Source organism: Thermaerobacter subterraneus DSM 13965, assembly GCF_000183545.2.
In the GTDB taxonomy this organism is placed as follows: Bacteria; Bacillota; Sulfobacillia; order Thermaerobacterales; family Thermaerobacteraceae; genus Thermaerobacter; species Thermaerobacter subterraneus.
In genome coordinates this window covers 1190466-1213580 of record NZ_JH976535.1, presented here as the reverse complement: position 1 = coordinate 1213580, position 23115 = coordinate 1190466, and the positions used below count along the sequence as shown (strand labels likewise).

The following is a 23115-nucleotide window of genomic DNA, read 5'->3' as shown; positions in this document are numbered from 1 at the left end:
GGTCCGCGGGCACCTTCCGGCAGCCGGTTGTCCAGTCTCCCCCGGCAGACCCGGCCGGGCCGGTAGCCCCTGAGGTCCTCCCGCTTCGCCCGGAAGACCTTGCCCGGCCGGCATGCCCGGCCGGCAGACCGCACAAGCCCGGCTGGCTCAGCCGGTTCGACCGCCGGCCTCGCCCGGGGTCGAGGCGGGCTGGCCCACCCGGGCAGCCCCTGTATAGACGTTAAACCGGTCGCCCCGGGCAAAGCCGATCAGGGTCAGGCCGAACTCGCGGGCCGCGTCGCAGGCCAGGCTGGACGGGGCGGAGACGGCCACCACCACGGGGATGCCGGCCACCACCGCCTTCTGCACGATCTCGAAGCTGGCCCGGCCGCTGACCATGAGGATGGTGCCGGCCAGGGGCGTCCGCCCCTGCAGGAAGAAGTGGCCGATGAGCTTGTCGGTGGCGTTGTGGCGGCCGACGTCTTCCCGCAGGGCCAGGAGCCGCCCGTCCAGGTCGAAGAGGGCTGCGGCATGCAGCCCGCCCGTGCGGTCGAACAGCGCCTGCTGCCGGCGCAGGGTCTCCCCCAGGGTCGCCAGGACCTCGGGCCGGACCATGGCCTCCTGGGACTGCGGCAGGACGCAGGCCCCCCGGCTGTGGATGGCCTCCAGCGAGGCCTTGCCGCAGACGCCGCAGCTGGAGGTGGTGTAGAAGTTCCGTTGCAGCGCCCGTGGTTCGACGGTCACGCCCGGCCGCAGCCAGACGTTGACGATATTGTACTGCTGGTCGCCGTCCACGTCGGGGTCGGTGCAATAGGTGATGGCTTGGATCTGGTGGGGATCGTCCAGCAGTCCTTCGGTGAAGAGGAACCCGCCCGCCAGCTCGAAATCGTGCCCCGGCGTCCGCATGGTCACGGCCACCCGCACCGGGTCGGCCTGGCCGGCCGGGCGCAGGCGGATCTCCAGTGGCTCTTCCGTCACCAGCACGTCGTCCGCCCACCGGCAGCGGCCCTGCTGCCACCGCTGCACCCGCCGGCGGACCGTGCTGGTCCGCACCGCCTCCACCGCCGTTCCCCTCCCCCAGAGGTGTACGCGGTGTTGCCAGGCCTCATGCAACCCGGCCCCGGCACCCCAAGCCGGGCCGGGGTCCCTGGGCCGCCTCCGCTCGGCAAGCGCCGCCCCGCGGTGGGAGCTGCTGGCCTGTGGTTTGAGGGCCTGCCCCGCTACGGTGCATACGTTAATCTTCATTTTACCAGAAGGATCCAGGCGCGCAAGGTCCTGTCCCCCGAGGGTGCCGGATGTCCAAACCCGGCCGGAGGGACGGGCTTCCGGCCGGCAAAGAATTGCCAGAGGGTCAGAGGGCGCAAGGGGATTCGCCCATCCGGGGGCAGGGGAAGAGCGGTTCCGGGGCCTGGGATCCCCAGGGCAACTGGGTCGAAGGGGAGCGGAACCCGGACCAGGGGGAGGGAACTGGATGAACCGGCTTCACCCGCCGCATCCCGGAAACCAAGAGGTGAGGCCTCTGCCTACTACCGGCGTCAAGAAGGCGGGGCCGCTGCCCGCCGCCGGGGTCATCCTGGCCGGCGGCCTCAGCCGGCGCATGGGCCGGGACAAGGCCCTGCTCCCTACGCCGGACGGCCCCTTGATCGTCCACCTGGCAAGCATCCTGGCCTCCTTTTGCGCCCAGGTCCTGGTGGTCGACCGGCCCCCCGGCCGCTATGGTGGCCTGGGCCTGCCCCTGGTCCTGGACCGTTACCCGGGCCGGGGGCCCCTGGCCGGTCTCCACGCGGGCCTGGAGGCCATGGCCTACCCCTACGGCCTGTTCGTCGCCTGCGACATGCCCGGCCTGACCCCTGCGGTGGGCCGTTTTCTACTCGGTGAGGCGCTGGCGGCCGCTGCCGCCGGCGACCCGCCCGACGCGGTGGTCCCCCTGCGGGATGGGCGCCCCGAACCCCTCCTGGCCGTCTACTCCCGGTGCCTGGCGCCCCGGGCCCGGCGCCGTTTGGAGCAAGGGGGCGGGCCCCTCCGGTCCCTGCTGGACGAACCCGACCTGCGGGTGCTCTGGGTGACCGAAGACCGTCTGCGCCAGATCGACCCAGCCCTCTCCTCCCTGACGAACCTGAACACCCCAGACGACTGGGACACCTGGATCCGCCGGATGTCCCCTCCCGCCGGCCCGCCCACCCCCTAACGGCCTGGTGCAGCTGGGGCGCCGCGGGCCAGACCTGGGGTGGTGACGGCCTTTCACGCATCCCGGAGCGGATACCGGCAGTGCCATCACGCCACCAGCGACCACCAAGCGGAGAAGCGGGACCTGGAGCACCTCACAACGCCCGGCGGCCTGCACCGTGTGTAACGGGAGCACCCCCGACCGAGGTCGCACCAGCCCTCGGCCGGTCCACCCCACCGCCTCCCCACCGGCCCTCGCCCCGCAACGCCCCCCTCCCCCCCCTGCCCCGCCCCGGCAGGGGCTCCCGCCACGCGTAGGGACTACCACCCTGGGCAGGGGCTCCCGCCCCGGGCGGTGAAGTCCCCGCTGGGGATCGCCGCCCTCCGGCCTGGGGGCGGCGGGCGGCAGCGTCACGGGAGGGATCGTCATGATCTGGGACCGGGATGGGGAGACCGCGTCCCGGGAGGCGTTGCGGCGCCTGCAGCTGGAGCGGCTTCAGGCCACGGTGGAGCGGGCATACCAGCGGGTGGAGCTGGTGCGCCGGCGCATGGAGGAGCGGGGCCTCACGCCGGCCAGCATCCGCCACCTGGAAGACCTGGCCCGCCTGCCCTTCATGACCAAGCAGGACCTGCGGGACCACTACCCCTTCGGCCTCTTCGCCGAGCCCCTGAACCGGGTCACCCGGATCCACGCCTCCTCGGGAACCCGGGGCAAGCCCACGGTGGTGGGCTACACCCGCCACGACCTGGAGGTCTGGGCCGAGTGCGTCGCCCGCTGCTTCTGCATGGCCGGCGGCGAGCCGGGCCACATCCTGCACAATGCCTACGGCTACGGCCTCTTCACCGGGGGCCTGGGCCTGCACGCCGGTGCCGAGCGGGCGGGCGCCACGGTGGTTCCCGCCTCGGGCGGCAACACCGCCCGGCAGGTTCTTCTGATCCAGGACCTGCAACCCCACGGCATCGCCTGCACCCCCTCCTACCTGCTCAACCTGGCCGACTACATGGACGAACACGGCCTGGACGCCCGGTCCACCAGCCTGCGGTACGGCATCCTGGGCGCCGAGCCCTGGTCCGAGTCGCTGCGCCAGGCCCTGGAAGAGCGCCTGGGCATCGACGCCGTGGACATCTACGGCCTGAGCGAGGTGATCGGGCCGGGGGTCGCCTGCGAGTGCCGGGAGGCGAAGGACGGCCTGCACATCAACGAGGACCACTTCCTCCCCGAGGTGGTCGACCCGAGCACCGGCGAGCCCCTTCCCCCCGGCGAGTACGGGGAGCTGGTCTTCACCTCGCTGACCAAGGAGGCCTTCCCGGTGATCCGCTACCGCACGGGCGACATCGCCGCCCTCTACCCGGAACCCTGCCGCTGCAGCCGCACCCTGGTGCGGATGAGCCGCGTCAAGGGCCGGGTTGACGACATGCTGGTCGTGCGGGGAGTGAACGTCTTCCCCTCGGAGGTGGAGTACCAGCTCCTGCGGATTCCCGAGCTGGCGCCCCACTACCAGCTGGTCGTCGACCGGGGCCGCGTCCTGGACCGGATCGAGGTGTGGGTCGAACCGGCGCCCGCCGTCACGGCGGCCTGGGGCGGGTTCGACCCCGAGGCCGAGGCGGCCCGGCGGTTGCAGGAGCAGGTGGAAGACGTGCTGGGCGGAGCCCTGGGCCTGCAGGTGGCGGTCCGGCTGGTGGCGCCGGGGTCGGTTCCCCGCAGTGAAGGGAAGGCCGTCCGGGTGGTCGACCGCCGCCAGGTGAGCGGGTGAAGTCCGGCCCGGCCGAGACCGCCTGGTGACCGAGGCCTGGGAGGAGCACTGCGGCCGGCGGACGGCCCTTTACCGGCTGGAGGTTCGCCGGGCGGCGGACGGGCGACTGGTGACGGCCGGACAGGGCCGCGTCTTCCGGCAAGGGGAGGAAGGCGACGGGGCCCGCCCGCAAGAGGACCGTCCGCGTGGGGAGGTTCGGTGATGAAAGCCATCCTGGTGCGACAACCGGGCGGGGTAGAAAACCTGGTGATGGGAGAAGTTCCCGACCCCGAGCCCGGACCCGGCGAGCTGCTGGTGCGAGTGCGGGCGACGGCCCTGAACCGGGCCGACATCCTGCAGCGGCGGGGCATGTACCCGCCACCCCCCGGGGCCAGCCCCCTTTTGGGCCTGGAGGCCGCCGGGGAGGTGGTGGCGCTGGGCACGGGTTGCGAGGGGTGGCACCCCGGGGACCGGGTGTTCGCCCTGCTCCCCGGGGGCGGCTACGCCCAGTACGTCACCGTTCCGGCGGCCATGGCCCTGCCCATCCCGCCCAACCTCAGCTTTGAAGAGGCGGCGGCCATTCCGGAGGCCTTCCTCACCGCCTACCAGTGCCTGTTCTGGATCGGCGGCTTGCAGGCGGGTGAATGGGTCCTCATTCATGCGGGGGCCAGCGGCGTGGGCACGGCCGCCATCCAGCTGGCTCGCGATGCGGGCGCCCGGGTGGCGGTGACGGCCGGCACCGAGCCGAAGCTGGAGGCCTGCCGGCAGCTGGGCGCCGAGGTGGCGGTGAACTACAAGCTCGGGCCCTTCGCCCCCGTCATACGCGAAGCCACGGGCCAGGCCGGGGTCCAGCTCATCCTGGACTTCGTCGGCGCGCCCTACTGGGAACAGAACCTGGACTGCCTGGGCATGGACGGGCGGCTGGTGCTCATCGCCACCATGGGCGGCGGGGTCGTCGACCGCTTCGACCTGCGCCGGTTGATGGGCAAGCGCCTGCAGATCACCGGCACCACGCTGCGCTCCCGCAGCGCAGAATACAAGGTGCAGCTGACCCGGGAGTTCGCCGTGCGGTACCTGCCCAAGCTGGCTTCCGGAGCGATCCGGCCGGTGATCGACCGCATCTTCCCCTGGGATCAGGTCCGCGAAGCCCACCGCTACATGGAGCGCAACCGCAACACGGGCAAGATCGTGCTGCGGGTCGAGTGAAGGCACCGCCGGCGGGCGGCCCGTCCCCAGGCAGGGTCCCCCGCACCCCTTTCCGCCGCGGCCGTCCCGGCCCGGGCCGCGGCCCCGCGTTCCAGCGGTTCCCGCGCTGGGAACCGTCTTTTTTTTGTCGAGAAACCGGGTGGCCGAGCAGGAATCGCAGCGAAAGGCGCGAATAGGCGAATCCAATCTCCCGGGAGAGAAACACCGTTTCGTATTAGGAAACGAAAATCGCCACCGGGCGGTGGCGGGGAGGTGAGGGCCGCGCCACGCTCGACCATACAGTCCTTGGGGCGTGCCCTGCGCCTGCTGCAGCAGTTCTCCCCCTCGCACCCCGAGTGGAGCGTCGGGGAGCTGGCGGCGGCCGCCGGGCTCCCCAAGGGCACGGTGTCGAAGATCCTGGCCACCTTTCAGGAGCATGGCTACCTGATCCAGGACCCGGTCACCCGCCGGTACCGGCTGGGCCCCGCCCTGCTGGTGGCCGGGCGGATGGCGGAGAACGGGCTCGACATCGCCCGGCTGGCCCTGCCCTTGCTGCGGCGGGTCACCGAAGCCAGCGGCGAAACGTCGATCCTGATGGTCCAGGCCGGATGGCGCAGCATCTGCCTGGCGAAGGTGGACAGCCCTCATCCCGTGCGAATGGCGGCGGAGGTCGGCCGGTTTGCGTCCCTGCACTCCGGGGCGTCCAACAAGCCCATCCTGGCCTATCTGCCCGAGGAGGCGATCGACGCCTACCTGCGCTCGCCCTACTTCGTGCGGCGGGGGCCCCGCACCATCACCGACCGGGAGCAGTTGCTGGCCAACCTGGCCGAGATTCGCCGGCGCGGCTATTCCGAGAGCGATTCCGAGGTGGAAGTCGACATCCAGGCTTTCGGAGCCGCCGTCTTCGATGCGTACGGGTGGGTGACCGGAGCCATCAGCATCGCCGGGCCCCGGCAGCGGCTGGCGCACCGCCCCGCGTCCGCCATGGTGGCCGCCGTTCAGGATGCCGCCCGGGAGCTGAGCCGCCTCCTGGGGTGGCAGGGGACCTGGCCGGCCCCCTGGCCACCGGCCCGGCCCGGGCAGCGGAGACGAGCGTCGAACCCATCCCTGCCCTGACGTCTTGCGCCCGGGCGGGCGGCGGCCCGTTGAAGCCGGCCGGCGTGAACCCCTATGTCTCTGTGCGGTCTCTGTGCGGCGAACCCGGCGAACCCAATGTCTTCCCCTTGGAGGAAAGGAGGCCCTATCATGCCCCGGATCGCCCAGATGGTGACATGGCTGGTGGGCCGTCGGATCCGGACCCGGCGCCCGGCGGCACAGGCCGGCGCGCATCCCCGCGCCCGGCAGCGGGTGCTGGCCCTCGCAGCGGCCGTCGTACTGATCCTGGCGGGATGCGGCGGCGGCGCCACCGGCGGTGGCGGCGAAGGTACTTCCGCGCCGCCGGCGCAGGGCGGCGCCGGCGGGCCGGTGACCATCACCATCGGCATCAACGCCGACCCGCCCAACCTGGACCCCGCCATGTCCAGCGCCCTGGTCGATCGCTACGTGCAGAACAGCATCTTCGACAAGCTGTACGATCTGGACGAAAACCTGCAGGTGGTGCCCGAACTGGCCGAGTCCCTGCCCGAGGTGTCGGAGGACGGCACGGTCTATACCATCAAGCTGCGCCAGGGCATCACCTTCCATGACGGCACGCCCTTCAACGCCGACGCCGTGGTGTTCAATCTGCAGCGGTACCTGAACCCGGATTCGGCCCGCTACAGCGAGCTGTCGGCCGTCGACCGGGTGGAAAAGGTGGACGACTACACCGTCCGCATCGTCCTGAAGCAGCCGTACAGCCCGCTGCTCTACACCCTGACAGACCGGGCCGGCATGATGGGCTCGCCCACGGCCATCCAGGAGGCGGGCGACCAGTTCGGCCAGAACCCCGTGGGGACGGGCCCTTTCAAGTTTGAAAACCGGATCAAGGGCGACCAGATCGTCCTGGTCAAGAACCCGGACTACTGGCGGGAGGGCCTCCCCAAGGCCGACCGGATCGTGTGGAAGGTGGTCACCGACGACAACATCAAGGTGGTCAACCTGAAGGCCGGCCAGCTGGACATCATCGACACCGTCCCGGCCCAGTCCATCGCCGACCTCCGGTCGGTCCCCAACCTCAAGGTGGAGATCGGGCCCGGCCTGGGCTTCCAGGGCATCTACCTCAACACCGAGAAGGAGCCCTTCAACAACCCCTACCTGCGCCGCGCCGTGGACCTGGCCATCGACCGGTCCACCCTGGTGCAGGTGGTCTTCCAGGAGACGGCGGAACCCGGGTACGGTCCCTTCCCGCCGTCCAGTCCCGCCGCGGCCGCTTCCGGGGAACCGCCCCAGCGCGATCTGGACCAGGTCAAGGCCCTCCTGGCCCAGGGCGGCCACCCCGAGGGCTTCCAGTTCACCCTCAAGACGGCCACCGGCCCCGTGACCCAGCAGGTGGCCCAGGTCATCAAGGACATGCTGGCCGACGCGGGGATCCAGATGGAGATCCAGCAGGTCGAGTTCGGCAGCCTGCTGGACGACACCGATAACGGCAACTTCCAGGCTGCCGCCCTCGGCTGGAGCGGCCGCCCGGACCCTGACGGGAACATCTACCCGTGGCTGTACACCGGCGGCAGCCAGAACGACTCCCGCTACAGCAACCCCGGCGTCGACCGGTTGCTCGACGAGGCGCGGCAGGTCCTGGACATGAACCAGCGGGTGGAGCTGTACCGGCAGGTCATGGAGCAGGTTCATCAGGACGCGCCGTACATCTACCTGTACTACCCGAAGAACGTCAAGGCGTACTCGGCCCAGATCCAGGGCTTCGTCAACTATCCCGACGGGATCATCCGCACGGAGAACCTGACCAAGGTGCGGTGACCCCGGCCGGCGCCGACGCCGTCCCAACCGCCAGGGCCCGGGTCCCGCTGGGCTGCCCCGGCTGCCCGGGCCCTGGCGGTACTCCCAGCACCCGGAGTCGCCGGGGCGGGGCGACCTTCGCCCCGCCCCGGCGAGGGGAGGTGAACCTTTGCTTCAGTTTGTGGCTCGCCGGCTGCTGCTGAGCCTTCCCGTACTCATCCTGGTCACCTTGCTGGTCTTCGTCCTGATCCATGTGGTGCCGGGCAACCCGGGGCGGGCCATCCTGGGTCCGGAAGCCTCGCCCGAAGCCGTGGCAGCCTTCAACCGTGCCCACGGCCTCGACCGGCCCCTGCACGTCCAGTACCTCACCTGGCTGGCCGGGGTCCTGCGCGGGGATCTGGGCCGGTCCCTGGTCGACGGGACGCCCGTCACCACCCTGATCGCCCAGCGCCTTCCCGCCACGGTCGAGCTGGCCGTGGGGGCCATGCTGGTGGCCACCCTGGTCGCCATACCGGCAGGGATCCTGGCCGCCACCCGCCAGGGTACGGCGGTGGACCACACGGGCACGGTGCTGGCGCTGGCCGGCCTGTCCATGCCCCAGTTCTGGCTCGGGCTGCTGCTGATCATCTTCTTCGCCGTGCGGATGAACTGGCTGCCGGCGTCCGGTTACGTGCCCATCACCGTGGATCCGGTGCAGAACCTGAAGACCATGATCCTTCCCATCGTGGTCACCGGCCTGCGGGAGTCGGCGGTCCTCATGCGCATGATGCGCTCAAGCCTGCTGGAGGTGCTGCGGCTCGATTTCGTCCGCACCGCCCGGGCCAAGGGATTGGGCGGTTGGGGCGTGATCGTCCGCCATGCCGCCCGCAACGCGCTGGTCCCCGTGCTCACCGTCAGCGGACTGCAGCTGGCCGGGCTGCTGGGCGGGCTGGTGATCACCGAGCAGATCTTCGTGATCCCCGGCTTCGGCCGCCTGATCGTCGACAGCATCTACAGCCGCGACCTGATCACCCTCAAGGGAGCCGTCCTGGTGGCCGCCACGCTGGTGGTCCTGGTCAACCTGGTGGTCGACATCCTCTACGCATGGCTCGATCCGCGCATCAAGGTCACGGGAGGGAGCCGGTGATGAGCCTGCACCCCGAGCCCCTGCCGGTACCGGAACCCGGCGGTGCCCCCCCGGCGGCAGCGGCGGCCCCCGCCGGCCGCCCGGCCGCCGGATGGCGGCGGCTGCTGCGCCGGTTCGTCCGCCATCGCCTGGCCGCCCTGGGGGCCGTGGTCGTCGCCCTGCTGGTGGTGGTGGCCGTCCTGGCCCCGCTGCTGGCTCCTTACGACCCGGCTGAACCCGACTACGGGGCCATCCTCCAGCCGCCGTCGGCCCGGCACCCGCTGGGCACCGACGAGCTCGGCCGCGACATTCTGTCCAGGCTGATCTACGGCGCCCGGGTGTCGCTAATGGCCGGGCTCATCTCCGTCGGGCTGGCCCTGGCCATCGGCCTGCCCATCGGCGTGGTGGCGGGCTACTTCCGCGGCTTCTGGGACGAGTGGTGCATCATGCGCCTGACGGATGCCTTGATGGCGTTCCCGTCCCTGGTCCTGGCGCTGGCCATCGCCGCCGTGCTGGGTCCGAGCTTCGGCAACGCCATGATCGCCATCGGCATCAGCCTCTCGCCCACCTTCATCCGGCTGGTCCGCGGGCAGGTGCTGGCCGTGCGGGAACTGGAATACGTGGAAGCGGGGAGGGCGGTGGGCGCCGGCCACCTGTGGCAGATCGGGCGCCACATCCTGCCGAACATCCTGAGCCCGGTGCTGGTCCAGGCCACCTTGAGCCTGGCCGCCGCCGTGATCAGCGAGGCCAGCCTGAGCTACCTCGGCCTGGGTACGCAGCCGCCCGATCCCAGCTGGGGCTACGACCTGAGGACCGCCCAGGGATACCTGCACGTGGCGCCGTGGATGGCGTACTGGCCCGGCCTGGCCATCTTCGTCACGGTGCTGGCGTTCAACCTGCTGGGCGACGGGCTGCGCGACCTGCTGGATCCGCGCCTTCGGTCCTGAGACGGTGTGCCCGTACCTTGTGGGCGGCCCGCCCCTGAGGCGCCGGCGCCCTTGAGGCACGCCGGGCGGTACGCCCGCCCGGCCGCGCCGGGAAGATCGCACGCAACGGATGGCAGGAGGAGGGACCCCGGTGTCGTGGGAGCGATTATGGCAACTGGCCGTCGCCTTCGGGCAGAGCGGCCTTCTGGGATTCGGCGGCGGGCCGGGCGTGGTGCCGTTCATCAAGGAGCAGGTGGTCGATCGCTACCACTGGCTGGATGAAGCGGGCTTCGCCGAGACCCTGGCCCTGGGCAACGCCCTGCCGGGCCCCATCGCCACCAAGCTGGCCGCCTTCATCGGTTTCAAGGTCGCCGGGCTGCTGGGGCTTCTCGTGGCCGTCACGGCGGCAGTGGCCCCTACGGCCATCGCCATGATCGCCCTGGTCGGCGTCTTCCAGGCCTACCGCCACTCTCCCGCCGTGGCGGGAGCCCTCAATGCGGTCAAGCCGGTGGCGGTGGCCCTGATGTTGCAGGTGGCATGGGACCTGGGCACCCGCTCCTTCCCGGGTGTGGCCACATGGGTGGTCGGCGTCGCCAGCACCGTGCTGCTCTTCGCCGGCGTCAACCCGGCCCTGGTGGTGGCCCTGGCCCTGGTCGCCGGGGCCGTGTTCCGGATCTAGCGGCGCCTGCGCCGCAAAAGCCTTCCACAAAAAAACAGGCTCGGTGAGGTGAGCTCCCGTGATCGATCCCGCCCTCACATCGGATCCCGGCCGGCCCGTGTGGGCGACCCGCGGCATGGTGGCGTCCGGCCAGCCCCTGGCCACCGCCGCCGGGCTGGAGATGCTGCTGCGGGGCGGCAATGCCGTGGACGCCGCCCTGGCCATGGCCGCCGTCACCAGCGTGACCATGCCCGAGATGTGCGGGCTGGGCGGTGACGCCTTCGCCCTGGTGTACGACGCGCGCACCCGCACCGTGACGGCCTTCAACGGGAGCGGCCCCGCTCCATTGGCCGCCAGCGTGGAACGGTACCGGGCCGCCGGCTACACCGAGATGCCCTTCGAAGGCTGGTGGTCGGTGGCCGTTCCCGGTGCGGTGGGCGTCTACCTGGAGATGCACGCCCGGTACGGCTCGCTGCCCCTGGAAGAGGTCTGGGCGCCCGCCATCCGCTACGCCCGGGAAGGATTCCCCATCGACGCCCGGCTGGCAGCCAACATCGCCGCCGGGGCGGACAAGCTGGCGCAGGATCCCGCCGCAGCCGCCGTGTTCCTCGCCGCCGGTTCCCGCCCCCGGCCGGGTACCATCCTGAAGAACCCCGACCTGGCCCGCAGCTTCGAGCAGGTGCTGGCCGAAGGGGCCGAGGGCTTCTACAAGGGAACCCTGGCCCGCCGCATCGGCGAAGCGTCCCGCGCCGCCGGCGGCCTGCTGACCGCGGAGGACATGGCGGCCTTCGAGGTGGAGGTCTACCGGCCCCTGGTCACCACCTACCGGGGATACCGGGTCTTCGAAACGGCACCGCCGTCCCAGGGCCTGATCCTCCTGGAAATGCTGAACCTGGCGGAAGGCTTCGACCTGTCCGGCGGGTCGCCCACCGATCCCGACGTGGTGCACCTGCTGGTCGAGATCAAGAAGCTGGCCTTTGCGGACCGCAACGCCTACCTGGGCGACCCCCGCTTCGTGAAGGCGCCGGTGGAGAAGCTGATCAGCAAGGCCTACGCAGCCCGGCGCCGCCAGGATCTCGACCTCCGGCGGGCCAACAACGCCCCCTCGGGGGGCGACCTGGACGGGGACACCACGTCCTTCGTCGCCGTCGACGGGGAGGGGAACGCCGTTTCCTTCATCCACAGCATCTCCGCCCTCTGGGGTGCGGGCGTGATGGTGCCGGGCACCGGCTTTCTGATGAACAACCGGGCCGGGCGCGGCTTCGTCCTCAGCGAGGAGCACCCCAACGGCCTCGCACCCGGCAAGCGGACCATGCACACCCTGAACACCTACCTGGTGACCCGGCCGCAATCCCACGATCCGGAAGGCCCGGAGGGCGGTCACCCGCAGCCCGCCGCCCCGGAGCAGGGTGCCGGCAGCTCCCGGCACGATGCAGGGCGGCCTTCGGGCGACGGCGAGCTGGTCCTGGTGGGCAACACCCCCGGCGGGGACGGCCAGCCCCAGTGGAACCTCCAGGTGCTGGTCAACGTGCTGGACTTCGGGCTCAACGCCTACCAGGCGGTGGCGGCACCCCGCTGGACCAGCTTCCCCGGGACCGATCCCATCAACCTCAAGGCGCCCCTTGAGCTGCGCCTGGAGTCCCGCTTCCCGGCCGAGACGGCGGCGGAGCTGCTGCAGCGCGGCCACGTCCTGCGCGGGATCGGCCCCTGGGCGGCCGGCGGCTCGGCCATGCTGATCCGGGTGCTGGAGGGCGGCGTCTACGAGGGCGCGGCGGACCCGCGGGACGGCGGCGTGGCGCTGGGCTTCTGACGGAACGAACCTGCACCGGGAGGAGGTGCGGCGGCATGAGGATGCAGGCGGCTCACACCCCGCCGCCGGGCGGGGCGCCACCGGACCGGCCGGGCCGGGACACACCGGCCTCCGGAGGCGAGGCCGGGCGCCGGGGGGAGGCCGGCCGGGAGATGGCGGCGGAACGGCGGGCCGGTTCCACCGCCCCGGTGCTGGCGGTGGACGATCTCTGGGTCCGCTTCCGGACCGAGGACGGGCCCTTTGATGCGGTGCGTGGCGTGACCTTCGATGTCAACCCCGGGGAAACGGTGGCCCTGGTGGGTGAGAGCGGGTGCGGCAAGAGCGTGATGGCCCTGTCCATCATGCGGCTCCTGCCCGAGCCGCAGGCGCAGATCCGGCGCGGCCGGATCCTCTTCGAGGGCCAGGACCTGGCCCGGGCTTCCGAGCGGGCCATGCGCCAGATCCGGGGCAATCGCATCGCCATGATCTTCCAGGAACCCATGACCAGCCTCAACCCCGTGTACACCTGCGGGGAGCAGGTGGCGGAGGCCATCCGCACCCACCGGCGCTGCAGCCGGAAGGAAGCCCGGGAGCTGGCGCTGGAAGCGTTTCGCCAGGTGGGGATCACCGATCCCGAGCGGCGCCTGGACCAGTTCCCCCACGAGCTCTCGGGCGGGCTGCGGCAGCGGGTGATGATCGCCATGGCCATCGCGTGCCGGCCGCAGCTCATCATCGCCGACGAACCCACCACGGCCCTGGATGTGACCATCCAGGCCCAGATCCTGGACCTGCTCCGGGACCTGCAGGCCCGGCTGGGGACCAGCATCCTGTTCATCACCCACGACCTGGGCGTGGTGGCCGAGATGGCCGATCGGGTGGTGGTGATGTACGCCGGCGAGGTGGTCGAGCAAGGTCCCGTGCAGGCCATCTTCCGCCGCCCGGGGCACCCCTACACCGCCGGTCTTTTCCGCTCCATCCCCCGCCGGGATACGCCGCGGAAGGCCCCCCTGCCGGCCATCGAAGGGGTGGTGCCCCACCCGTCCCGGAGGCCTCCGGGCTGCCCCTTCGCACCGCGCTGCCCTGAAGCCCGCGGCGTGTGCCGGGAGCAACCGGCGCCCTGGGTGGAGCTGGGGGACGGCCACGGCGCGCGGTGCTGGGTTCATGTCGAAGAGGCTCGGGAGGTGACGGCCCGGTGAACGCAGCGCTGGCCAGCGCGCCCCAGGAACAACGCTTGCAAGGCTTAGCCGGCGGCGAACCGCTCCTCGAGGTGCGCGACCTGAAAAAGTACTATCCGATCCGGCGGGGGCTCTTCGGACGGGTCGAGGGCTTCATCCGGGCGGTGGACGGCGTCTCCTTCACCCTCCGCCAGGGGGAGACCCTGGGACTGGTCGGCGAGAGCGGTTGCGGCAAGACCACTCTGGGCCGGACCATCCTGCGGCTGCAGGAACCGACGGCCGGGCAGATCGTCTACCGCGGCCAGGACCTGACCCGCGTGCCACCGGCGTCCCTGCGCCGCTTGCGCCGGGAGATGCAGATCATCTTCCAGGACCCCTTCGGCTCCCTGGACCCGCGGATGACGGCGGGGCAGATCGTGGCCGAGCCCCTGGTGGTCCACGGGGTGCCCCGGGCCGAGCGCCAGCGGCGGGTGGCCGAGCTCCTGGAACGGGTAGGCCTGTCGCCGCAGGACGCCCGCAGGCTGCCCCACGAGTTCTCGGGCGGCCAGCGCCAGCGGCTGGGCATCGCCCGGGCCCTGGCCCTCAACCCGCGCCTGGTCGTGTGCGACGAGCCCGTCAGCGCCCTGGACGTGTCGATCCAGTCCCAGATCCTCAACCTGCTCATGGAACTGCAGCGGGAGCTGGGGCTGACCTATCTGTTCATCGCCCACGACCTCAACGTGGTGCGCCACGTCAGCGACCGGGTGGGCGTGATGTACCTGGGGCGCCTGGTGGAACTGGCCGGCGCCGACGAGCTGTATGCCTGGCCGGCCCATCCCTACACCCAGGCCCTGCTGTCGGCCATCCCCGAGCCCGATCCCGAGCGGCGGCGGGAGCGGATCGTCCTGCAGGGCGACGTCCCCAGCCCGGCCAGGCCCCCCAGCGGCTGCCGCTTCCACACGCGCTGCCCGCTGGCCCGGGAGCGTTGCCGGCTGGAAGAACCGGCCTGGCGGGCCGTCCGGCCCGGCCACTGGGTGGCCTGCCACTTTGCCGAGGAGGCTCTCGGCCGGACGGCCGGGTAAGCCCCCGCCCTACCCCAAAGCACCGCCCTGCCACCGCCGTGAGCTTTCGCCTGCAGGGACGGGCGGCCGTCGCGCCACCGGCCCCGCGCCTCAGGCCACGGTGGCCGCCGTGGCCGGCACCACCTGGGTGCCGGCCCGCCCGTCCACCACGTCCATCGCCCGCTCCAACGGGCCGATGGCCGCCCGGCGGCCCGTGGCCTCGACGAAGCGGAGCACCGCCTCCACCTTGGGCCCCATGCTACCCGCCGCAAAGTGGCCTGCGTCGCGGAAGGCAGCCAGCTCGGAAGCGGTGACCCGCTGGAGCGGCCGGGCCCGGGGGGTGCCCCAATCAAGGGCGACGTGCTCCACGTCCGTCAGGACGAACAGGCCCGTCGCATCCAGCGCCACCGCCAGCCGCGCCGCGGCCAGGTCCTTGTCGACCACGGCGTCCACCGGCTCGTCGCCCGCCACGGGCACCCCGCCACCGCCGGCGGCCACCACGGTGACACCGGCCGCCACCAGCTGGGCCACCACCGCCACCTCGGCCACGGCCACGGGATCAGGCGACGGCACGCGGCGCCGCCAGCCCCGGCCGGCGTCTTCCGCCACCACCCAGCCCCGCTCGCGGGCCAGGGCCCGCGCCACGTCCTCGGGGTAGAAGGGACCGATGGGCTTGTCCGGACGGGCAAAGGCCGGGTCGTCCCGATGCACCAGGGCCCGGGTCACCAGCACCGCCGTGGGCCGCCGGATGCCCCGCCGCGCCAGGGCCCGCTCCAGCGCTTGCTGGAGCATGAACCCCAGCAGTCCCTGGGTCATGGCGCCACAGGCATGCAGGGGCAGGGGCGGGACGCGGGACGCGGCCTCTTCCTGCTGGATCAGCAGGTTGCCTACCTGGGGGCCGTTGCCATGGGTGATGACCAGGCGGTCCCCCCGGGCGATCAGCGTGGCCAGCTGCCCGGCGGTGGCCGCCAGGTTGGCTGCCTGTTCTTCGTAGGTGCCCCGCTGTCCATGCCGCAGGATGGCGTTGCCGCCCAGGGCCACCACCCAGAGGGGCCCACCGGCCCCGCATCCGGTCCCCCCGTCAGCCCCCGGCTGCCGCGATTCCCTGCCCTCGTCCGTACCGGAGACGGGTCCGGCTTCCGCGGCCTGCCTGCCCTTCACACCTGCCACGCCCCTTCTCCCGCCAAGCCCCTTCATCGGCCCTGCCCCTCCGTCGCCCCGCCCGCCGGCCGGAGGCCGCCGGGTCCTACGCCCCTTGCTTCTGGACGAAGGCCACCACCCGGCAGAAGGCCGCCTCCCCGCCCTCGAACTTCCAGGGGAAACAGCCGATCCAGACCCGCTGGTTCAGCACCCGGTCGATGTCCCCGCCCACGTTCTCCACGTGGACCAGGTCGTGGGGGAACAGGAAGTTGTGCATCAGCTGGAACTCGTGGTCGGGGAAGATCTCGTCCAGCGGCCGGCCCAGTTTCCGCTCCGCCTCCCGGGCCAGGTCGGGGCGCAGCTTGCGGATCACGGTGTTCATCGGGTGGTCGGCGGAACCGGCGTCGATGCCGATCCAGCGCAGCTCCATGGACAGGGCCCACTCGGCAAACTCCCGGGTCGGGCCGGGGTGCTTGCAGAAGTACCGCTCCTCGTCGGGCCGGTCGCCGTGGTTGTAGTAGTGGTGGTAACCGGTGTGGATGATCAGGATGTCGCCCTTGCGGACCTCCACCTTGCGGGTGATGTGCTCGGGAGTGTAAATGTCGTAGTCGCCTACCTCGTCGCTGATGTCGACCACCACCCCCGGGCCGAAAAGGCGGTCCAGGGGAAGGCTGGCGATGTCCTTGCCCCCTGTGATGAAGTGGATGGGCGCATCCAGGTGGGTCCCCACGTGCAAGGTGGTCTCGATCTTCTGCCCACCCACCCGGTCGAAGGCGGGGCGCTTGATCCACTTGACCACCGGGCCGTCGTACCCGGCGAAAGCCGGGGTGTTCACGCCCCAGGGATGGGACAGATCGATGAGCTCGACGTGACGGAGATCCACAGGCACGATGGGCTGGTTCATCGGCGCGCCTCCTTTACCCGGTTCGGAGCTGGGTTAGGGTGACGGCGGGGCGAACCCTTTGTGCTGTGTTCACAAGGGACAAGCGGCGGGAATGGGTCGAGCTCACCATCTGCCGTTCTCGCCATGGGCAGGACCGGCACCCTCCTGGCGGGCGTGGTCCCCGCCGGCATCCCGGCGGGCGGCCATCCACAGCCCCCAGGCCAGGTCGACCCCCGAAGAGTGGCCGGTGCGAAACAGGCGGCGGGCTGCACGGGGGACGGCAGGAGCGTCGCCGGACCAGAGGGCGGCCAGCAGGCCGGCGGCCGGTTCCGGCAGCTCGCCGTCCAGCGCGGCATCCAGCAGGGCACGGCTGACGGGACCCGTCCGGCGGGCGGCCTCGTTGCGGAGCCAGGCCGCCCAGCGGTGAAAGGCGGCGCCCCCGCCACCACCGCCCGGCCCGCCGCCGGCGGCCGGTTCCCAGGCCGGGCTCCCCGGCGGAGGGGCCGGCCTCCCCGGCCGGGCGCCGGCCCGCCAAGCCCAGTAGGCGCTCCAGCCCGCCAGCCAGTCGTCGCCCGAGGGGGTGAGCCCCGGCCCGGCGCCCAGCAGGGCCAGGGCTGGTTGGGCCGCCTCATCCCAGCGTCCCGCTGCCACCGCCCTCTCCAGCTGTGCCACCGCTTGGGCCAGGCGCTTCCAGCCCGGCGGCGGTGCGACCGCCAGCAGGTGGCCCAGCACGGCCGCGGCCCGGCGCCGGGCCCTGGCCGCACCCCGCGCCCCTCCGGGAGGAAACCACCGCCGCCACAGGCCAGGCGGTGGAATGGCCACGGCTCCGCCGCCCCTGCCCGCCTGCCCACCCGCTGGCCCCCACCGGACCGGGTCACCTGCGGCCAGCCACCGCCGCCAGCCGCCGTCATGGGGCGCCGGGGTCCTGCTGGCTGGTGGCGCGGGCACGCTGCCGGGTCCCGCGGGCAGGCGCAGGTGCCACGGGCCGGGTGGCAAGAAGCCGTCGCCCAGGGCGATGACCGTCACCGGGGCAAGGGGGGCCGGGAAGGCCGGGGGAGCCGGGGACCAGGGGCCGGGGCCGGGTTCGTCCCATCCGGCGACGCCCTCGGCGTACACACCCTGCCGGTGCACCGCGACCACCCTGCCCGTGAACCGAGGGGGCACCCGGCCGCCGGCTTCGGCTTGCCTGCCGTCCACCGCCCGGGCACCCCCTTACCAGCCGGCCCTCATTGCCGCAGCGTGCCGCCGGCCCGAAGGCCGGCACCGCCCCGCCGCCTTCAGTCGTCGCCCCCTGCGGGCGAGGGCGCGGGTTCCGCTACACCCGCGTCCTGTCCCGCAGCGCGGTTCCGGTCGAAGGCGACGAAGATCAGGTTGAGCAGGATGCCCGCCACGGCCGCGGTGGCGATGGCCGGCAGCTTCATCCCCCAGATGGGAATGTTGCCGCCCTCGAAGGCGTTGCCGCCCAGGCCCACCACCAGGATCACCGCACCGATGGCCAGCTGCCGCGGGTCAAAGAGGTTCACGCGCTCGGACATCATCAGGGCGATGCCCTGCATGCCGATGACGCCGAAGAGATAGATGGCCAGCCCGCCGGTGACGAACTCGGGCAGCGTGCCCACCAGGGCCGACAGCTTGCTGAAGAAGCCCAGGATCATGGCGATGGCGCCGGCAGCGATGAGCACCGCCGTGGAATAGTTCCTGGTGATGGCCATCAGGCTGTTGTTCTCGCCGTAATTGGTGCCCGACGACGCCCCCAGCATGCCGTGCACGATGTCCGCCAGGCCGTCAAGGATCAGGTTCAGGCCGATCAGGTTCTTGATGCGCAGCGGGCGCTGCCGCTTCTCCTCGGCCAGGCGGTCGATGTAGAGGCTGATCTGGTACAGGTGGGCCGTGCTCTCGGGAATGGTGGCGATGGCGATGGGTGCGATGGCCAGGATGGCCTGCCAGGCGCCGGGCGCCGTGAAGGCCGGCAGCTGGAACCTGGGCAGGGCGAACCACGGGGCCTCCAGCACCGGGGTGAAGTCCACGTGGCCGGTGGCAGCCGCCACCACGTAGCCGCAGGCGGCACCCAGCAGAACGGGCAGCATGCCCAGGAGCCCCCGCCCCTGCAGGTACACGGAGAACAGGATGGTCAGGACCAGGGTCAGCAGGGCGATGCCCCAGTTCTTCGAGGCCATGTCCATGGCCGTCTTGGCCAGGGCGATGCCGATGACGATGGCCACCGCCCCCGTCACCGCCGGCGGCAGAACCCGGTCGAGCCGGGCCTTGCCGGCCCGCTGGATGAGCCACCCGCAGATGGCGTTCAGCACGCCCGTGGCCACCACGCCCACCTGGGCCACGGCGAGCCCCCAGGTCTGGGCCACCGACTGCACCGGGGCGATGTAGGCGAAACTGCCGCCGTAGTAGAGGGGGATCCGGCCCCGGGAACCCACCACGGCCACGATGGTGGCCAGGCCCGAGGCAAACAGCGTGACCCCCACGTCAAACCCCGTCAGGATGGCCACCAGTACGGTGGCCGGGAACATGGTCAGCACGTGCTGGAAGCCCAGGCTGACCAGTGCGCCGAAGGGCGGCCGGTCCTGGGGGAGATACCCCACCACCCGTTCCCGCTCTGCCGCCATTACGCAACGCCCCCCTGGGAGATGCCCGGCACCTCCCCTACATGATGGAAGAACCCGCCGCCCCTGGGCCGCGCCCGCCGCGGGCGCGGCCCAGGGGCGCACTTCCGGCGCCATTCGGCACCGGGAGGAGACTTCCTCTTGGCGACCATGCGTTCGCCCCGAACGGTTCGCCGCCTTTGTTGCCGTTCCGCAATCACCTCCAGGACAGTTTGTGTGGCTTTCACCAAAGATCGGACCGCTCCTCCGGGGAAAGGGGATCCCACCAGCCCCTGCGGAGGGCGGTCGCCGCGGCGCACCGCCCCACGCAGGGGGGCACGGGAGGCGCGGCCCGATGACAACCCTGCCACCGCCCGGGCAGGCCGGGCTCGTCCGCAGCCTGGTCCGCCCGGGAGCCTATTTCGACTCCATCACCCTGATGCAGCTGCAGCGGCGCCTGCGGGAGATGCCGGGTATCGAAGAAGCCGGGGCCGTCATGGCCACCGCGGCCAACAAGCAGCTTCTCGCCATGGCCGGCCTGCTGGACGAGGCGGGGGCCGCAGCAGGCCCCGGCGATCTGGTGGTCGCCGTCCGCGGCGCCGACCCGGACCGGCTTGAGGCGGCGCTGGGCCAGGTCGACATCCTGCTGCGGCAGCGCCCGGGTGCCTGGGGCACCGCCGGCCGCCCGGCGGAGGCGGCCGGGTTCGTCCCCCCAGGGCCGGAGGGAGAGGCCCCTCAAGTTATGGTCCCGGGACCCGGCGTCCGGGAATCTACGGGTCCGCCGCCCCGCACCCTGCGCCAGGCCGTGGCCCTGCTGCCCGGCGCCAACCTGGCCCTGATCTCGGTGCCCGGCCGGTTCGCCCGGTGGGTGGCGGAAGAGGCACTGGACCTGGGCCTGCACGTCTTTTGCTTCTCGGACAACGTCCCCCTGGATGACGAGGTGGCCCTCAAGGCGCAGGCCGCCCGCCGGGGACTGCTCTTCATGGGCCCCGACTGCGGGACCGCCCTGGTCGCGGGGACGGGATTGGGGTTCGCCAACGCCGTACGGCCCGGACCCGCCGGCATCGTCGCCGCCTCGGGCACCGGCCTGCAGGAGGTGGCCTGCCAGCTGGATCGCCTGGGCGTGGGCGTGCGCCACGCCATCGGCACCGGCGGCCGCGACCTGCACGAGGCGGTGGGCGGTGCCACCTTCCGGGCCGCCGTGGCGGCCCTGGCCCGCGACCCCGGCACGCGGCTGATCGTGGCGTTGTCGAAACCGCCGTCGCCGGCCGTCAAGCAGCAGGTGCTGGAGGTCCTGGCCACCTGCGGCAAGCCGGTGGTGGTTCACTTCCTCGGCGAGCCGGACCAGCCCTGCCCCACCCTGGCCGCTACGGCCCGGGCCGCGGCGGCCGTGGCGGCTGACGACGCCCGGACGCGGGATGCGGCCCCCCAGGCCGCTGGCGGCCCGGCGGGGTCGACCGGATCGCCCGGTGCCGGCCGGCAGGCGGAGATCGAAGCCGGGGAGCTGCTGGCCCGGGCCCGCCGGCTGGCCTCCCGGCTCCACCCGGACCAGCGCCGGGTCTGGGGCCTGTACGGCGGCGGAACCCTCTGTTATGAGGGACAAGGGCTGGTGGAACACCTGGCCGGGCCCGTGGCCTCCAACGCCCCGCTCCCCGGCCGGGCCGCCTACCGGCCCGGGGAGCCCGTCCCCCCTACCCACCTGCTGCTGGACCTGGGAGCCGACGAGTTCACCACCGGCCGGCTCCACCCCATGCTGGACGCCGAGACCCGGCTGCGCTACCTGGCCATGGCTGCCCGGGATCCGGCCGTGGCCGTGGTCCTCCTGGATGTGGTCCTGGGCTACGGCGCCCATCCCGACCCCGCGGGCGAGCTGGCCCCGGCCATCGTGGACGCCCGGGCCACGGCGGCAGCCTCGGGCCGCCACCTGGTGGTGGTCGTCGCCCTCTGCGGCACGAGCGCGGATCCCCAGGGCCTGGCGGAACAGGCCCGGCGCCTGGAGGCGGCCGGGGCCGTGGTCCTGCCTTTCCACGCCGAGGCCGCGCTGCTGGCGGGGTGTGTGGCGGCTCTGGCCGCCGGCCGGACCATCGATGCGGCCGGCTTGCACCGCTGGCTGGCTCCCCGGGGGGATGCCGTCCTGCCGGCCACCGCCGGACCCGATCAGACCCCGCCCACCGGGACCACCGCCGGCACCAGAACGGCGCGCGGGGACGCCCTCCCCGGCAACCTGCTGCAGGGCGTGGTGGCCGTCAACATCGGCGTGCCCCTCTTCGCCGAGAGCCTGGCCCAGCAGCAGGTGCCGGTGGTCCACGTGGACTGGCGCCCGCCGGCCGGGGGCAACCCGCGGCTGCTGGAAGCCCTGCGGCGGCTGCGCAGCTGAAAAAGCCGGCCGGCCTTGGGCCGGTTCTTGCCGGCCCCGTTTCCGCCGCGAGCCCGCGGCCGCCGGGACCCCCCCGCCGCGGGCGCCCTGGGCAGCCGCACGGACAATCCACGGGAAGGTGAGCGCCGTGTCGCAGGTCGATACTGCCAATGCCGAGGCCCTGCGCCGCATCCTGGAGGCCCACCCGGTGCTGGTGGGCGTAGCCCCTGCCGGCCGGGTGGTGCCCGGCCTGACGGAAGGCGTAATCCTCCACGCCGGCCCGCCCATCACCTGGGACCGGATGTCAGGCCCCCTGCGCGGCGCCGTGATCGGCGGCATCCTCTTCGAAGGCTGGGCCCGGACGGAGGCCGAGGCCGCCGCCCTGGTCGAACGCGGCCAGATCCGCTTCGAACCCTGCCACCATCACCAGGCGGTGGGGCCCATGGCCGGGGTCACCACCCCCTCCATGCCGGTGTGGGTGGTGGAAAACCGGACCTTCGGCAACCGGGCCTTTTGCAACCTGAACGAGGGGCTGGGCAAGGTCCTGCGCTACGGGGCCTACGGCGAGGAAGTGCTGCAGCGCCTGGCCTGGATGCGGGACGTGCTGGGCCCTGCCCTGGCGGCGGCCCTGGAGTCCCTGCCCGGCGGGCTGGACCTCAAGATGCTCATCGCGCAGGCCCTGCACATGGGGGACGAGGGCCACAACCGCAACAAGGCGGGGTCGGCCCTGCTGCTGCGGGCCCTGGCGCCCGCCCTGGCGCGGAGCGCCGGGGCCGGCCGGCCGGGGCTCGGGGACCGGCTGGCGGAGGTCTTCGACTTTCTGGCTGCCAACGAGATGTTCGCCCTGAACTTGGTCATGGCCGCCTGCAAGGCCACCATGGACCCCGCCCACGGCATCCCGGCTTGCTCCCTCGTGACCGCCATGGCCCGGAACGGAACGGACTTCGGCATCCGGGTAAGCGGCCTGGGGGACCGGTGGTTCACCGCTCCCTCCCGCGTGCCCCGGGGCCTGTACTTCCCGGGCTTCAAGGCCGAGGACGCCAATCCCGACATCGGGGACAGCACCATCACCGAGACCGCCGGCCTGGGCGGTTTCGCCATGGCCGCCGCGCCGGCCATCGTCCAGTTCGTCGGCGGCAGCCCCCGCGATGCCCTGCAGGCGACCCTGGACATGTACGCCATCACGGTTGGGGAAAACCCGGCTTTCGGCATCCCCGTGCTGGACTTCCGGGGCACTCCCACGGGCATCGACATCCGCAAGGTGGTGGAAACGGGCCTCCTGCCCCGCGTCAACACCGGCATCGCCCACAAGGAGGCCGGGGTGGGCCAGATCGGCGCGGGGCTCGTGGAACCGCCCATGGAGTGCTTCGAGGAGGCCATCGTGGCACTCGCCGAAGCAGTCAGCCCTGCCGGACAAGACACCACGACCACTTGACATGTTACAGGCGCAGGCGACCCCACCGCGCCCCAGCAGGACGGGAGCAGTACCAGCGGGATGCGCCGGAGTCGTCC

General features: G+C 72.3%; 18 protein-coding genes. 13 read left to right on the top strand and 5 right to left on the bottom strand.

Features of this window, described 5'->3' with window-relative positions:
• Window positions 1–147 precede the first annotated feature (147 nt).
• A complete protein-coding gene (fdhD, locus tag THESUDRAFT_RS05030; protein ID WP_006903661.1) occupies window positions 148–1041 on the bottom strand; it encodes a formate dehydrogenase accessory sulfurtransferase FdhD in 894 nt (297 codons plus the stop codon).
• A 409-nt stretch (window positions 1042–1450) separates the two neighbouring features.
• Between fdhD and mobA the strand changes: the two genes are divergently transcribed.
• The 11 genes from mobA to THESUDRAFT_RS04975 all read left to right on the top strand — a co-directional run bounded on the left by mobA (window position 1451) and on the right by THESUDRAFT_RS04975 (window position 14648).
• Window positions 1451–2167, top strand: coding sequence for a molybdenum cofactor guanylyltransferase (gene mobA, locus THESUDRAFT_RS05025; protein ID WP_006903660.1), 717 nt, complete (start codon window positions 1451–1453; stop codon window positions 2165–2167).
• Between the two features lie 406 nt (window positions 2168–2573).
• Window positions 2574–3899 carry a phenylacetate--CoA ligase family protein gene (locus tag THESUDRAFT_RS05020; RefSeq protein ID WP_006903659.1) on the top strand — a complete coding sequence of 442 codons (1326 nt, stop codon included), beginning with the start codon at window positions 2574–2576 and terminating at the stop codon, window positions 3897–3899.
• 201 nt (window positions 3900–4100) lie between these two features.
• Window positions 4101–5084, top strand: a complete 984-nt coding sequence (locus tag THESUDRAFT_RS05015; RefSeq protein WP_006903657.1) for an NAD(P)H-quinone oxidoreductase — start codon at window positions 4101–4103, stop codon at window positions 5082–5084.
• A gap of 252 nt (window positions 5085–5336) precedes the next feature.
• Window positions 5337–6179 (top strand): IclR family transcriptional regulator, encoded by an 843-nt coding sequence (locus THESUDRAFT_RS05010; protein ID WP_006903656.1) that lies wholly within the window; start codon window positions 5337–5339, stop codon window positions 6177–6179.
• A 129-nt stretch (window positions 6180–6308) separates the two neighbouring features.
• Entirely contained in the window at window positions 6309–7955 is a 1647-nt protein-coding gene (locus tag THESUDRAFT_RS05005) for an ABC transporter substrate-binding protein (protein ID WP_006903655.1), read from the top strand.
• Between the two features lie 148 nt (window positions 7956–8103).
• Window positions 8104–9060: an ABC transporter permease gene (locus THESUDRAFT_RS05000; protein WP_006903654.1), complete on the top strand. Its 957-nt coding sequence runs from the start codon at window positions 8104–8106 to the stop codon at window positions 9058–9060.
• The gene (locus tag THESUDRAFT_RS04995; RefSeq protein ID WP_006903653.1) at window positions 9060–9986 is read left to right on the top strand and encodes an ABC transporter permease; all 927 of its coding nucleotides are present in this window, start codon (window positions 9060–9062) and stop codon (window positions 9984–9986) included. Before THESUDRAFT_RS05000 ends, THESUDRAFT_RS04995 begins: the two co-directional genes overlap by 1 nt.
• 130 nt (window positions 9987–10116) lie before the next feature.
• The gene (locus THESUDRAFT_RS04990; protein ID WP_006903652.1) at window positions 10117–10644 is read left to right on the top strand and encodes a chromate transporter; all 528 of its coding nucleotides are present in this window, start codon (window positions 10117–10119) and stop codon (window positions 10642–10644) included.
• A 58-nt stretch (window positions 10645–10702) separates the two neighbouring features.
• Complete coding sequence (locus THESUDRAFT_RS04985; protein ID WP_006903651.1) at window positions 10703–12433, top strand: gamma-glutamyltransferase family protein; 1731 nt, start codon at window positions 10703–10705, stop codon at window positions 12431–12433.
• A gap of 35 nt (window positions 12434–12468) precedes the next feature.
• Window positions 12469–13608, top strand: a complete 1140-nt coding sequence (locus THESUDRAFT_RS04980; RefSeq protein WP_006903650.1) for an ABC transporter ATP-binding protein — start codon at window positions 12469–12471, stop codon at window positions 13606–13608.
• Window positions 13605–14648 (top strand): ABC transporter ATP-binding protein, encoded by a 1044-nt coding sequence (locus THESUDRAFT_RS04975; protein ID WP_006903649.1) that lies wholly within the window; start codon window positions 13605–13607, stop codon window positions 14646–14648. The genes THESUDRAFT_RS04980 and THESUDRAFT_RS04975 overlap by 4 nt, the downstream gene beginning before the upstream one ends.
• 90 nt (window positions 14649–14738) lie before the next feature.
• Here THESUDRAFT_RS04975 and arcC read toward each other — a convergent pair whose 3' ends face one another.
• The 4 genes from arcC to THESUDRAFT_RS04955 form a co-directional block, all read right to left on the bottom strand.
• Complete coding sequence (gene arcC, locus THESUDRAFT_RS04970) at window positions 14739–15797, bottom strand: carbamate kinase (protein ID WP_242823248.1); 1059 nt, start codon at window positions 15795–15797, stop codon at window positions 14739–14741.
• A gap of 76 nt (window positions 15798–15873) precedes the next feature.
• A complete protein-coding gene (locus THESUDRAFT_RS04965) occupies window positions 15874–16671 on the bottom strand; it encodes a cyclase family protein (RefSeq protein WP_006903647.1) in 798 nt (265 codons plus the stop codon).
• A 102-nt stretch (window positions 16672–16773) separates the two neighbouring features.
• Window positions 16774–17847, bottom strand: coding sequence for an oxamate carbamoyltransferase subunit AllH family protein (locus tag THESUDRAFT_RS04960; protein WP_006903646.1), 1074 nt, complete (start codon window positions 17845–17847; stop codon window positions 16774–16776).
• Between the two features lie 80 nt (window positions 17848–17927).
• Window positions 17928–19271: a uracil-xanthine permease family protein gene (locus tag THESUDRAFT_RS04955; protein WP_006903645.1), complete on the bottom strand. Its 1344-nt coding sequence runs from the start codon at window positions 19269–19271 to the stop codon at window positions 17928–17930.
• A 331-nt stretch (window positions 19272–19602) separates the two neighbouring features.
• Here THESUDRAFT_RS04955 and THESUDRAFT_RS04950 point away from each other — a divergent pair, with 331 nt between their 5' ends.
• Both THESUDRAFT_RS04950 and THESUDRAFT_RS04945 read left to right on the top strand, forming a co-directional pair.
• Entirely contained in the window at window positions 19603–21624 is a 2022-nt protein-coding gene (locus THESUDRAFT_RS04950) for a succinyl-CoA synthetase, alpha subunit (RefSeq protein ID WP_006903644.1), read from the top strand.
• A 127-nt stretch (window positions 21625–21751) separates the two neighbouring features.
• Window positions 21752–23038, top strand: a complete 1287-nt coding sequence (locus THESUDRAFT_RS04945; protein WP_006903643.1) for a YlbE family protein — start codon at window positions 21752–21754, stop codon at window positions 23036–23038.
• The last annotated feature ends 77 nt before the right edge of the window (window positions 23039–23115 follow it).